Here is a 12,353-nt window from a genome sequence, read left to right as displayed (position 1 = left end):
GAAACATTTATAGAATAATAGTATGCAAAGCGGTTCTGGCCGTAAATTGCAAAAAGCATTAAAAGACTCCAGATAAGAACCAGCACTTCTGCGGGTTTTGCTTTCCGGAATATGCCCACCAGGAGAATAATCATTCCAAGAATTGAAGCAAAAAATCCGGAGGATGTGAAGCTTCCGGTCGCCCGCAATAGAGTGAAACTACCATCATAATAAAACATAGAGGAAACTTCACCAATTGTGGCTGCTCCGCCCGTCAGGACTCCAAAAACAGAATTAGGAGCGTTTATAATAAGGGAAAAAATGGATGGAGACACAATTTTTGTTGCAAGCAGTGCCAGTATTCCAAGCCCGAGTATTGTCACTGGATAGTAGTAATTTTTTAAATTTCTTTTTTTAAACTCCCTTTGAACAAAACTTAAAGCCGCAAATCCCGCCATTGCTCCGATAGCTGCGGCAACATGGAACCATGTATAATAATACATTGAAAAACCCATGTCAGGATGGATGAAAGGAAGTATGAGAATTGCACTTACAAGGAATGTGATTATACCCGTAAACCCGAGGTAATCACCTGACTCGCCATGGAAGTTATCAAGAACATACTGCACCACAGCATAAACCATAGCAACCAGTAAGAACAGGGGAGCTCCTGGCCATGAAAGCTGATACGCAGAATACATGACACCGGCAATAATGGAATAGATAAGCGGCTCTTTAATGACAGTGAAGTTTTTAGCGGCAACATGATTAAAATTCAGTCCTTTTTCTTTTGCAGTAATTATTGCCAGCATGAAAAACATTATGAAGAGAGTGCTGAACAAAGATTCTGCTACATGGTGATCAGTAAAACCAAGCAGCGAACGCTGCAAAAAATGACCCGGAGCAAAAGCGATCAGAATCGCAGCAAGTATACCGGTTTTATGCCCTCCCAGATACTTACCAATATAGTAAACAGGGATGACAGTAAGAGCTCCCAGCACTGCAGGGAAATAAGCTCCCACAGTATTAACAAGATCCTGACTCGGGCTGCCCAGTCCTAAAATAAGAGATGTTATGGCCATCATCTGATCAAAAAGAGGGCCAAAATGGATGTAACTGCCATTGGGATAGTTGGTCATAGGGTTGAAAAACATCCTGTGAGGATAGTTTTCAAGAAGAACATTTAACGTCCGCATATGGTACCAGGCGTCATTGGTTAAAAACCTTACAAACCCATTGGATAAGAAAACAGAATCATAAGTACGCATTCTTATCCAGAGGGATACAAAACCTATTATCGCAACTGCCAGAGTATAAGGCAAGCTGGACTTGATTTTAGATTTTAACGTTGTTGCAGGATGATCCTGAGAAATCATAATAATCCCCTTCAGGAGGTGTACATTTTCCGATAATATATACGTTGTATGAGAAGAGAACCAGCGAAAATTCAAACGTAATGTATGGTTTAACTTTTGACATAATTTCAATGTTCTCGCCGTAAGACTGATTCAGATGGCTTCTTGGATGGATTCACTGATATTACAGGAACAAAAAGGGTTCCTTTATGGTGGATTATAGTGGTCATCATTTTTTAAGCCGCCTTCTCAAAGACAGTAACATTTTTTCTAAAAGATACACAGCATGCACAGCTACACTTTGAGAAACCCTAGACCTCTAAAGTAACTTTTTTAATAGTATATCAAAGTAGCGGACAAGCAAAAGAGGCAGACGAATATTTTATAAAATGGAGACGGAACTCTTTAAAAAACTCCTGAGTAAAAAAATATAAAAAGAAAATATAAAAAGCTCAATAGATCATTAATTATGGTCTTTAGACTGTTTCAGACCTTTACTTCTTCTCCGTTCAGTACTGCTTCTTCACTGACTCTTACTTCTTTAGTCGTATCTCCGTAGCTTATAACATAAGCACCTGCCGGGGCAGTATCAAACTGGGTTTCTCCTGAGATAGGACCATCAGTTGAGTAAGGCACAGTAAACTCATACCTCCCTTCAGAGTCCGAAGTTGTGGACTGAGAATAATCAAAGGTTCTTCCCTGACCTGTTAAAATAGTCGTGTTTATGTTGACAGCTTCATCAGGAGATGCAGTTCCTGTGATTTTTGCACCTTTAACGTACTCAAAAATCTTGATATAGCCAGTATCAACTTCAGGGATATTGCTCCCGTAAAGCAAATTATAGATCTGTTTGTACAGCACTTCTCCCTGAGTCTGATATGCCCAGGTCTCATGGACAAGACGGTATTGTTTCAAACCATTTCCATCCAGAAGATGCAGCCTGATCATCATTGAGTTAAAGTAACGTGTTGAAGGAAGGGACTGGTAACCGCTACCTGTCCAGTAAGGCTGATAATATCCTTCAGTATCAAGAGTCCATTCGGGTATTGCCGAGAACTTATTTACAGCCATCAATTCATCAGTAATAACATAACGGGCTCCGGCTTTATCCGGATCTGGATCGATAGCTTCAAGAACTGATGTTGCTTCTTCTTCGGATTGGGCTGTGAGAAAGGGTGCAGCACCGGGCATGTTTGTTTCGTTAATACTACTTCCACGCCCTCCGATTCCAGCCTGGAAAGGATTGGCGTTTGGCATACGGTGACCGAGGGTTTCTATATAATGACCGTAATCCCACCGGGACATAACGCCGTATGCAGAATCGGGGTAATCGAAAGACTCTCCGTCTTCAGGAGCTTCATAAATGGCATTGTAATCCATGCCAGGGTCAGGGGTATAGGATTTGAGCCACAGGCAGGCTTCTATCCAGGGCTCGTTCGGGTCACCTGAAGCAGTTGACTGCTCCAGTGCAGCTCCAAATGCAGGGTAGACAAGAACAGCTGCTATAGCCAGGACTGCAAGAACCTGCTCTATTCTGACAAATTTCAAGAAACCAGGAAGGTCTGCAGGAGACTTTACAGTTTCTTTAAACTTTTCATCAAGCTGGCTCCATTTTACTTTCTCAAGAAGCAGGCCTCCAAGATAAGCACTGAGAACTGAAACATTTATAGAATAATAGTATGCAAAGCGGTTCTGGCCGTAAATTGCAAAAAGCATTAAAAGACTCCAGATAAGAACCAGAACTTTTTCGGGTTTTGCTTTCCGGAATATACCTGCCAGAAGGACAATCATTCCAAGAATTGAAGCAAAAAATCCGGAAGATGTGAAGTATCCAGTAGCTCTCGATAGAGTGAAACTACCATCATAATAAAACATAGAGGAAGCTTCACCAATTGTGGCTGCTCCGCCCTTCAGAACTCCAAACACAGAATTGGGAGCGTTTATAATAAGGGAATAAATAGATGGAGAAACAATTTTTGTTGCAAGGAGCCCAAGAATTCCGATTCCAATTATTGTCAGAGGATAATAGTAAGCTTTTAGATTTCTTTTTTTGAACTCCCCTTGAATAAAGCTCATAATTCCAAAACCTGCCATTGCTACAATAGCGGTTACAACATGGAACCATGTATAGTAATACATTGAAAAACCCATGTCAGGATGAATAAAAGGAAGTATGAGAATTACACTTACCAGGAATGTGGTTATACCCGTAAACCCGAGGTAATCGCCTGACTCGCCATGGAAGTTATCAAGGACATACTGCACCACAGAATAAACCATAGCAACCAGTAAGAACAGGGGAGCTCCCGGCCACGAAAGCTGATACGCAGAATACATGACACCGGCAATAATGGAATAGATAAGCGGCTCTTTAATGACAGTGAAGTTTTTAGCGGTAACATGATTAAAATTCAGTCCTTTTTGTTTTGCAGTAATTATTGCCAGCATGAAAAACATCATGAAGAAAGTGCTGAAAAGGGACTCAGCAACGTGATGATCTGTAACACCAAGCAGTGAGCGATGTAAAAACTGCCCCGGAGCAAAAGAGATTAAGATTGCAGCCAGTATTCCGGTTTTATGCCCTCCCAGATATTTTCCTATATAGTAAACAGGAATGACAGTAAGAGCTCCCAGCACTGCAGGGAAATAAGCTCCCACAGTATTAACAAGATCCTGACTCGGGCTACCCAGTCCTAAAATAAGAGATGTTATAGCCATCATCTGGTCATAAAGAGGACCAAAATGGATGTAACTGCCATTGGGATAGTTAGTCATAGGGTTGAAAAACATCCTGTTAGGGTAGTTTTCAAGAAGAACATTTAACGTACGCATGTGGTACCAGGCGTCATTGCTTGCGAACTTTACAAACCCATTGGATAAAAAAACAGAATCATAAGGGCGCATTCGTATCCAGAGGGACACAAAACATATTATCGCAACTGCCAGAGTATAAGGCAAGCTGGACTTGATTTTAGACTTTAAAGTTGATAAAGGACGGACCTGAGAATTCATAATAATCCCTTCAGGAAATACATGAATTAATGTAGAACTACAGAAGAAATGTAGAACCACAGAAAAAGAAATTAAATAGATTGTATTAATTCGATGTAACGGTTTATAATTTTATCCCACTTTTGATCCGGAGCCTCATAATACCTCCTCGTTCCGAGAAAGCTCAGGATCGCTTCTCTGATGGATTCAATATCTCCTGGAGGAACAAAAAAAGTACCTTCGTATCCAGCCATTGATTCTTTTAAACCGCCTACCTCGGAGACTACAACAGGTTTTCCAAAAGACATGGCAATATGGGCAATCCCACTCTGCGAAGCCCTCAGGTAGGGCAGGACCACCACGTCTGCAGCGCTGAAATAAAGACTTACCCTGTCGTCAGGAACGTACTCATCTATAAGCGTAATTTTATCATGTGCTGGAGAAGCATTAATCTGGTCGAGCAGTTCTTTTCGGTCTTCCCAGATTTCCCCAACAATCAGCAGCCTGCTTTTTTCAAGAATCTCTGAAGGGAGCTGTTCAAAAGCCCTGATTAGATAGGGAATCCCTTTGTATTTCCTGATTAAACCAAAAGAGAGAATAACAAATTCATCATTTATCGAGAGATTCTTTCTTGCTTCTTTTATGTCAAGCAATTTTCCATACTGGTCATAAAGCCCGTGCGGGATTACATGGATTTTATCAGGGGAAATTGCATATCTTTCTGCAACAAGTTGTTTATCGGATTCGGAATGGGTAATGTATGCATCAAGATTTTTGCGAAGCAGCTTGCCCATTATTTTTGAATATAAACGGATAGGAAGTATGGATTCTTCAAAAGGGTCCACGACTTCATGAAATTCTATTATAATTTTGGGTTTATGCAACAGACCTGAAAATATCTTCAGCAGGAGCTGCATATGGGCAATCGAGGATGTCCACCACTGTAAAATTACAACATCAGGCTTCTGTTTTTTAATAAAACTGTATGCTCTAACCCATGTGAGAGGGTTGTTATAGTCCATTCCATCAAAAACAGGGACTTCAGACGAAAAGTTAAGGTCTGAGATGTCTTTTCCGACATGGGATTTTCCGGGGAAAAGAAAGGTTGGCAAGAGCTGTCTAAAGCAAATCACCGAAACGTTTTTTTCCACAGCCATGGCATTTGCCAGACGGATAGTATAATAACTGATCCCACTTAAAAAACGCTTGGAAGGTCCGGCTATGCAAATACTTCTACGGGATGCCATCTATCCTAACTATCACATTATCTTTATATTAAGCTAATGCATTACTTCATAAAGAGAGGTTTCCCGATTGAAGATCGCACAGGTTTGCCCCAGGTATTACCCAGATATTGGGGGAGTTGAAACCGATGTCAAAGAAATTAGCGAAAGACTGGTTTCAAAAGGCCATGATGTAGAAGTAATAACTACGGACCCCAGCGGTAAACTGAAAAAAGAGGACTTAGTAAACGGGGTGAAGGTTACAAGATTCAAATCATTTGCCCCTGGAAGTGCGTATTATTTTGCTCCTCAAATATACAGCTATCTGAAGAGTCATAAATATGATGTAATCCATGCTCATAGTTATCATGCGCTTCCGGCTCTTTTTGCAGCCCTGAGCGAACGCAAAAAAAAGTTTGTGTTTTCTCCTTATTACCATCGTGGGGGACATACTCCATTCAGAAATCTGCTCCATAAGCCCTATAAATTCTTAGGAAAAATGATATTTTCCCGTGCAGATACTGTTATATGTATATCCGAATATGAAAAAAGGCTGGTAGAGTCTGATTTCAATGTTGCTGGAAAGATTATAAAAATTCCTAACGGGCTTAATCTCTCAGAATTTAAAAGCCTGAAACGCCGCAAAAATGAAAATAAAGAAAAGATGCTTCTCTATGTAGGGCGTTTGGAAGAATATAAAGGAGTTCAATACATTATTCAAAGTTTGCCTGAACTTCAGGATTTTAAGCTGAGGATTGTAGGGAAAGGGCCTTATGAAAACGAACTTCACAATATAACAGAGAAACTTGGAGTGGGAGACAGAATAGAGTGGCTGAAGAACCTCTCAAGAGAAGAACTCCTTGATTGTTACGCAGACGCGGACATATTTTTAATGCTTTCTTCCCACGAATCATATGGAATTACAGCTGCAGAAGCACTGGCTTCAGGGACTCCCTGTGTGGTTGCGAAGGGGAGCGCACTTGATGAGTTTGTTGATGGGATCCAGTGCCTGGGAATTGATGAGCCAATTACTAAAGAAAAGGTAATTAAGTCAGTAATTAAGCTAAAAGACATGAAACAAAATAATGGATTTGATAAGAAAAATCTTACCGTTTTTGACTGGGATTACGTAACGGGAAAAATTGAAAATGAGTACAATAAATAGTTTTAGTAAAAGTTGGAGTAATTAGCACAACTTTCGTCTTTTACTTAACATATTTTTTTACTTAACATTTATTCGTCTTATCTCTATTTATCGTAAAAACCGTTTTTCTGGCTTATATCTTAGTCCATCAATCATTGCAAACCAGTACCCCTTGGCAGAGTCAAAATTTCCCCGTGCAATTGAGTCAAAAATCCTTAAACCGGCTCCAGAAAGAATAATAAATATGAGATAAAGGTATTCAAGACCGCTTGTATTTTTATTAATAATAAACAGTTTATTCCGATATCCATAATAAATTTGAAACGACTTTTTAAAACTTTCAGATGTCGTTTTAGAACCAATATGCCAGAGTTCAGCATGTGGAGTGTAAATAAGATTAAATCCGGCTTTTCCAGCCCTTATGCACCAGTCAACATCTTCGTTATACATAAAAAAATCCTTATCCAGAAGGCCTACTTTTTCGAGTGCTTTTTTGTTGATCATCAGAGCACATCCGGTTATCCACTCGACCTGCTTATAATGTCCGTTCTCACCTGAAAAGTCGTCTACAAAATTATAATATTTTGTGATTTTTCCCCCATTATACCAAACTTTAGAAGGGACATCATAATAATAAATTTTAGGGCCTATGGCCGCAGCATCAGAATTATCCACTGCAGCCTCAGCCATTTTCAGAATAAAATCTTCTTTGAATACAGTATCGTTATTCAATAATAATATCCATTCTCCCCTAGCTACACGTATCCCTGCATTGTTTCCCTCAGCAAAACCAAGATTTTCTTTATTATTTACGAAACGCAGATTGTACTTACCTGTAAATTCTTCAAGTTTTGCGACAGAATCATCTTTAGAACCATTATCGACGACAATAATCTCAAAGTCTTCATAGTTAGTTTTGTTTTTCAGGAGATACTCTATGCAGTCAATCGTCATATCCGGCTGATTGTAATTTAAAAGGATCACGGATAACATAATTACCTACTAAGCTTCAGGTTTTTTTACCGCTTTTTATAAGCTAATCTTCAAAAATGATCTGGCCACAATAACAAGCTTTGCAGAACATACAATGGGGTGCCACAGCCATGCAAGATCCCTATCCTTTATGATGCCATAGAGAGATAAGAAAACAGGATATATGAACGCGTTTGATAAAAAAAACGGAATTGCACCTCTTCCTCCTCCACCATTACCGCAACTTTCCCTATTACTGTCGTTTTTTTCATTCAAACTTTCGTTTATGTCCCTCTCATATTTCTTCATATAACCGCGAAAAGTAGTTGCATGCAAGTGATATACTTCACAGTTTTGAACATGAACAAATGTGTAGCCGGCTTTTACTATCCTGCAGGTCATGTCAACGTCCTCTTTAGATTTGAGGTCAGGAAAACCTCCTGCCTTAAGAATTGCACTTCGTTTCAGAAGTGTATGACCGGTGCCAATTTCAATGTAATTATCAGCATTAACAAATTCAGGAATTTTTTTAAAGCGATATGGATGTTGCAGTATCGAATAACGGGCTATACCTGGATACTCCTTTTTATAGGTACCAAGAGTCCATGTCCCGCCTACCTTTTCAGATTTGAGAAAGGGCTCGACCATTTTTGAAGTCCAGTGACAGTCAGGGAGTTCACAGTCGGAATCTATAAATGCACAGATCTCCCCGGCAGAGATATCAACCCCTATCTGTCTCGATTTTCCAATGCCAGATCCCGGGTATTCGTGCAGGTGCACGTTTAAATTATTGTATTCATTAACAATTTCCTGTGTCCCGTCATTTGACCCGCCATCAATAACAAGAACCTCAAAAGAAGGATATTTTTGCGAAATAATCGACTCAATACAATTTCTAATAGTTTTGCGGTTATTTAAAGTTAAAATGACAAAAGAAACGCAGGGAAAATCAGTCATTGTTATTCACCCATGGCTTTTTCTATGGTCTTCAGATATGCTTCGGACACTTTTAAGACATCATATTTTTTAATTATTTGACTTACATTTATATTTATTTTGTCAAGAACCGCCTGATCTTTTAAACTTTCTAACTTAGACAGGAAATCTTCCATAGAACCGTCATAAACAAGCCCGCCGTTCGCAACAACCTCCGGCATTGAAGTCCTGTCAGGGACAACAGCCAGTTTACCGCTTGCAAGAGACTCGACAATTGGTACGCAAAAACCTTCGTGTAAACTGGCCGTAACAAATGCATTTGAAGAAGCGTAATATTTTGGCAGGTCCTCATCCGAGACTCTTCCGGCAAAAATTACCCGGTCCCTGACATTTAAAGAAACTGCCAGGTTTTCCAGGTTTTCTTTTTCTATTCCGCCCCCCACAATAACCAATATAAAATCTTCACTGAGGCTGGGCAGGGCTTTAATCAGGAAATCAACCTGCTTTGAAGGAACCAGGCGGCCTACATATAATAAAACAAAACGACCGTACAGGTTATGCTTTTTTCTGATTTCTTCGGCATCTATATTTTTAAAACGATCAAGATGTATTCCTAATGGGGTCACCTGTATATCAGGGCTTTTCCTCCCTTTTATATAGGGCTTGATTTCGTTTTTCACAGATTCGCTTCTGACCAGAATAAGATCACTTGTTTTCATTGATTTGAGGCTTACAAAACGTCTGGCAAAGGTCAATACCTTATCTTTAAAGTACATATAACGTACTGGAGTTATACCCTGAAAATCCCATATCAGTTTCAAATCGGGATTAAAAAATCTGGCGAGGTGAGCGCTGAACAAAACAGGTATATCGGGGCTGTATAAAATCAATAAGTCATATTTTCCTAACTTTTGAGCCAGTGGATAAATTTTTGTCATGGCAAGAAGGACAGATTTAATGTTGTGATCTTTTATGTGAGTATAATTGTATTGGCCAACTTTAGAAGGTATTTCTGTTTGAGTTATAAAAGTATAGAGATCAACATGATGCCTTTCCGAAAGCCTTTCAAGCATATCAATGGCATAATTGCTTATTGCATCATGTTTTGTTATTCTTATAGTAAGAAAAGCAATTTTCATAGACTTTTTCACCAGTTAATTAAATAATTGTTTGTTAACTCCAATAGAGTTTCTCACACTGCACATTTACCTAGCTTTCGTATTACTGCGAAGTAAATCCCCAACGGCACTAGAAATACCATTAGAATAGCAGTGATAATTCATATTAAATAATTCTTTTATAATAATTGGAATTCGTTTTGCTTTATTAACAGGGAAATTAGAACGTATACAAAAATGAGTTGCTCGAGACTTAAGAAGCTGGAGTTTGTCTTTTTTTATTGAGAATGAATGAGAATTAACTAAATGTTCATAAGCTAACATATACCTGGTACAGTCAGATTTAAAACCATAATAGTTGGTATCCAAGTTTACCAATTGATCTATTTTTTTAGATACCTTTTCACGTAAATTTAAAGGCTCATCACCAGCTCCTACCTGCTGCATACTGTGCTGACGATATTTAATGAGAGGCTTGGAGATAAGGTACAAATCTGAAGTAAAAGCAATTAATAGTGCTATCCACCCATCATGAACCCAAATATCAGGAATAGGAAAAAATAGTTCTTTAAATTCCGAACGAAACGCCATTGTTGAACCAGTTATAAAATTACGTTTAAGCAATACTTCTATGAATTTACCTTGAATAAAGTGGTTTTGCTTTTTTTCATTAAATCCAATGGATTGCCACAGTCTATATCCTAATGGTTTTAAGTTTTCATCAACTACTTCTGCATCTGTAAAAACTGCACCTACATTAGAAGAAGTTGAAAACACTTTTTCTATATACTCCAATTTTAATGGCTCCCATACATCATCTTGGTCAGATAAAAAAATAATATCGCCACTACATAACCCAATAGCTTTTTCAAAATTTTTTGTAGAACCAAGATTTTTTTCATTAAGACTTACAAGTACCGGAAACGGAGCTTTTGAGGAAAAATTGCTAATGATTTCGAAGGTATTATCCTGAGATCGATCATCACAAATAACAAGTTCATCTGGAAGACGCGTTTGATTAGCAATGCTATCAAGCTGTTCCTGTAAATATTGAGCACCATTATATGTGCATAAAGCTATAGAAATCAACAAATTTATTCTCCATATACAGCTATTTTTACCCTATATCCTTGATAAGAATTAAAGATAGTACTCCACTCAATTTCAAACAGAATAAAAAATGAAAAAGTGGATGAATCTTTTTACCGTCTCAATATCTGCATAAATAAATGTATATCATCTTCATCAAAACCATTTACAATATACAGAGAAATGAAGTATACAATTGCCGCAAAAAAAATTAGCAGTATCAAGGTATAATTATAGAAAAACAACAAAAATACTGCCATAATAGCACCCGCTACTAAAGATTTAAAAATAACATCCGTTAATAAAGAGGACAATTTTTCTATCTTGTGTATATTGGAGACCATCAGCAAGCCCACAACAAGCTCTGTAGAGACTGTTGCAACAGCCGCTCCACTGTAGCTGAATCGAGAAATAAGGATAACGTTTAGTATAATATTAAGAATCGCCCCTACAAAAGTAAACATCATAAGAGTCCTTTGTCTATTTACAGAATTAAAATAAGTTGCAGGTGTATAATTAATGAAACTCAATACGCTTGCCCAGATTAAAATTTGCAAAGCAATAACTGAATGAGAATATTCTACACCATATATAAGCAGAATGATTCTTTCTGCCAGAATTGTAGTGCCTATTCCAATTGGAATTGAAATTATTGTCAAAAGCTTAAGTGACTTTTTGAAAGCAAATTCCAGAGAATCTCTGGAACTAACATAAAATTTGGAAAATACAGGATACATAGTACTCATAAGGACTGCAGGTAATAAAGCAAGAGCGTCTATCAACCTGTAAGATGCCGCATACCATCCAACTACACTATCTCCCTTCATTAAAGAAAGCATTACCATATCTACTTTGAAATAAATTAGAACAAACACCGAATTTAACCAGAATGGAGCTGATTCTGAGATTATTTGCTTCCAGAAAATCCAATCGATTCTTAAAACCGGAACTGTAAATTTCCCTAAACAAATAAAAAAACTATACACGAGAATAATTACATTAACAACAAGATAAATGAATGCAAAATAAACTAAATCAAGTTTCTGTTCGACTGCAAAAAAAATACCCACTATCATAAGTGTACTATTCAGGATAATCCCTAAAGATTGAAACTCAAATCTCTCAAAAGCTTGAAAAATGGAGTAAAATACGTAAGTGAAATTTGTCGCAATACTGTATAATGTAATAATATATACTACTCTTATCGTTGGTTCGGAATAACCAAGAATATTTATAGCAACTGCAGCAGCTCCAAAGTTAACTATTGATAATAATATCTTTATAAGAAGTATACTTCCAAGATACTTAGGCGCCTGTGCCAGACTGCGCGAGACTTCTCTTATCATTAACGAACTTAATCCAAAGTCTCCTATAAGTCCAAGAATTGAGGCAAAAGAAATTGCAAAACTCAATATTCCTAAATCTTCAGCCCCAAGATATCGAGCCATATAAACAAAATAAAAAAAGCCAAAAACTATACTTACTACTTGACCGAAAAGTAAGAATAAACTGTTTCTGGCTATCTTTTTAACTGTAGTCAATGAGT

General features: G+C 37.9%; 9 protein-coding genes. 1 reads left to right on the top strand and 8 read right to left on the bottom strand.

Annotation, left to right across the window (positions count from 1 at the left end; genetic code table 11):
• The 3 genes from PLL47_RS07255 to PLL47_RS07245 form a co-directional block, all read right to left on the bottom strand.
• A partial coding sequence (locus tag PLL47_RS07255) for an oligosaccharyl transferase, archaeosortase A system-associated (protein ID WP_324445519.1) occupies window positions 1-1,355 on the bottom strand: 1,355 nt, incomplete at its 3' end.
• Window positions 1,356-1,820: 465 nt separating this feature from the next.
• Window positions 1,821-4,346 (bottom strand): oligosaccharyl transferase, archaeosortase A system-associated, encoded by a 2,526-nt coding sequence (locus PLL47_RS07250; RefSeq protein ID WP_324445518.1) that lies wholly within the window; start codon window positions 4,344-4,346, stop codon window positions 1,821-1,823.
• Window positions 4,347-4,417: 71 nt separating this feature from the next.
• Window positions 4,418-5,572, bottom strand: coding sequence for a glycosyltransferase (locus tag PLL47_RS07245; protein WP_324445517.1), 1,155 nt, complete (start codon window positions 5,570-5,572; stop codon window positions 4,418-4,420).
• Window positions 5,573-5,639: 67 nt separating this feature from the next.
• Here PLL47_RS07245 and PLL47_RS07240 point away from each other — a divergent pair, with 67 nt between their 5' ends.
• Entirely contained in the window at window positions 5,640-6,713 is a 1,074-nt protein-coding gene (locus PLL47_RS07240) for a glycosyltransferase family 4 protein (RefSeq protein ID WP_324445516.1), read from the top strand.
• An 87-nt stretch (window positions 6,714-6,800) separates the two neighbouring features.
• On the opposite strand, the gene PLL47_RS07235 is transcribed toward PLL47_RS07240, so the two are convergent.
• From PLL47_RS07235 to PLL47_RS07215, 5 genes are all read right to left on the bottom strand, one after another.
• Window positions 6,801-7,685, bottom strand: coding sequence for a glycosyltransferase family 2 protein (locus tag PLL47_RS07235; protein WP_324445515.1), 885 nt, complete (start codon window positions 7,683-7,685; stop codon window positions 6,801-6,803).
• A gap of 36 nt (window positions 7,686-7,721) precedes the next feature.
• A complete protein-coding gene (locus tag PLL47_RS07230; protein ID WP_324445514.1) occupies window positions 7,722-8,621 on the bottom strand; it encodes a glycosyltransferase family 2 protein in 900 nt (299 codons plus the stop codon).
• A 2-nt stretch (window positions 8,622-8,623) separates the two neighbouring features.
• Window positions 8,624-9,739: a glycosyltransferase family 4 protein gene (locus PLL47_RS07225; protein ID WP_324445513.1), complete on the bottom strand. Its 1,116-nt coding sequence runs from the start codon at window positions 9,737-9,739 to the stop codon at window positions 8,624-8,626.
• 66 nt (window positions 9,740-9,805) lie between these two features.
• On the bottom strand, window positions 9,806-10,807 hold the full coding sequence (locus PLL47_RS07220) for a glycosyltransferase family 2 protein (protein ID WP_324445512.1): 1,002 nt from the start codon (window positions 10,805-10,807) through the stop codon (window positions 9,806-9,808).
• 113 nt (window positions 10,808-10,920) lie between these two features.
• On the bottom strand, window positions 10,921-12,348 hold the full coding sequence (locus PLL47_RS07215; RefSeq protein WP_324445511.1) for a flippase: 1,428 nt from the start codon (window positions 12,346-12,348) through the stop codon (window positions 10,921-10,923).
• Between the last annotated feature and the right edge of the window lie 5 nt (window positions 12,349-12,353).

It is taken from the genome of Methanosarcina sp. (genome assembly GCF_035390745.1).
Lineage (GTDB): Archaea > Halobacteriota > Methanosarcinia > Methanosarcinales > Methanosarcinaceae > Methanosarcina.
The sequence above is the reverse complement of the archived record's forward strand: the minus strand, read 5'-3'. Positions and strand labels throughout refer to the sequence as shown.